Origin of the sequence: Weissella sp. DD23, assembly GCF_001579105.1 — a bacterium.
GTDB classification, from domain to species: Bacteria; Bacillota; Bacilli; order Lactobacillales; family Lactobacillaceae; genus Weissella; species Weissella cibaria.
The window spans coordinates 49,784-51,076 of record NZ_KQ970397.1; the positions used below are offsets into that span (position 1 = coordinate 49,784).

The window sequence follows — 1,293 nt, forward strand, 5'->3', positions numbered from 1 at the left end:
CAACGGAAACATCACGAATGCACAATCTTTGCGGCAAAGTCTTGAGATGCAAGGGGCGATTTTTCAATCATCGTCAGATACAGAAGTGTTACTGCATTTAATTCGGCGTTCAACGGCGACGACGTTTTATGACCGCTTAAAAGATGCTTTGCAGCAAGTGCGGGGCGGTTTCGCATTTTTGCTCCTGACGCCAACAGCAATGTATGCAGCTCTTGATCCACACGGTTTTCGTCCCTTTGTGGTAGGCCAGTTACCTGATGGTCAGTATGTGGTGACTAGTGAGACGGCCGCGTTGCATGCGGTTGGGGCAACGTTTATTCGGGATGTCCAACCGGGGGAGTTATTAACGATTGACCAGGCCGGCTTACGGATTGATCACTACACGAGCAAAACTGATTTACATATCGACGCGATGGAGTATATCTACTTTGCACGACCTGACTCTGACATTTATGGTGTTAACGTGCATACTGCTCGTAAACGGATGGGCCGGCAATTAGCACTTGAACAACCGGCAACGGGCGACTTGGTGGTTGGTGTGCCTAATTCTTCATTATCGGCTGCCATGGGATATGCCGAGGCAACGGGCTTACCTAATGAAATGGGGCTGGTTAAAAAATCAATATATTGCACGGACGTTTATTGAGCCAACACAGGAGCGACGTGAGCGGGCGGTGCGTATGAAGCTAAGCGCAGTACCGTCGGTGGTTGCCGGTAAACGCGTTGTGCTAGTGGATGATTCAATCGTGCGTGGCACAACATCAAGTTACATTGTCAAAATGTTGCGCGAAGCCGGTGCGAAGGAAGTTCACGTGCGAATTGCGTCACCAGCTTTCAAGTATCCGTCATTTTATGGCGTTGATATGCAAACAACGGCGGAACTTTTAGCGGCGAACCATACATTGGCTGAAATGACGGCCATGTTAGGGGCTGATTCGTTAGCCTTTCTATCCGTCCCTGGTTTGGTACAGGCGATTGACTTGCCATACACGGGCAATGGGACTGGCTTAACGACGGCTTACTTTGATGGACATTACCCATCACCAATTTACGATTATGAAAAAACGCTGACGGCGGCGATAACCGCGGGTGAGGTCGATTTTAAGACCGAACCAACGACAACTTATCATCCGAGTCAAGTGTCATCAATTAGTGATCAACAACCAGCTACCGATCAAACGGTGAGCTAAAAGGGGGAGAAATGACAGAAGCAAATGCGTACGCGGGGGCTGGTGTAGATATCCTAGCCGGTGAAACGGCAGTTGACATGATGCAAGCCGATGTGGCAGCTAC

Annotated in this window: 1 protein-coding gene and 1 pseudogene; both read left to right on the top strand. The window is 49.4% G+C overall.

Translation table 11 applies throughout. From position 1 onward, the window contains the following. A pseudogene (gene purF, locus WEIDD23_RS10180) lies at nt 1-1,190 on the top strand (amidophosphoribosyltransferase); the annotation flags it as partial. Nucleotides 1,191-1,201: 11 nt separating this feature from the next. Next, on the top strand, nt 1,202-1,293 hold a 92-nt coding region (locus tag WEIDD23_RS14925; protein ID WP_242865510.1), incomplete at its 3' end, for a hypothetical protein.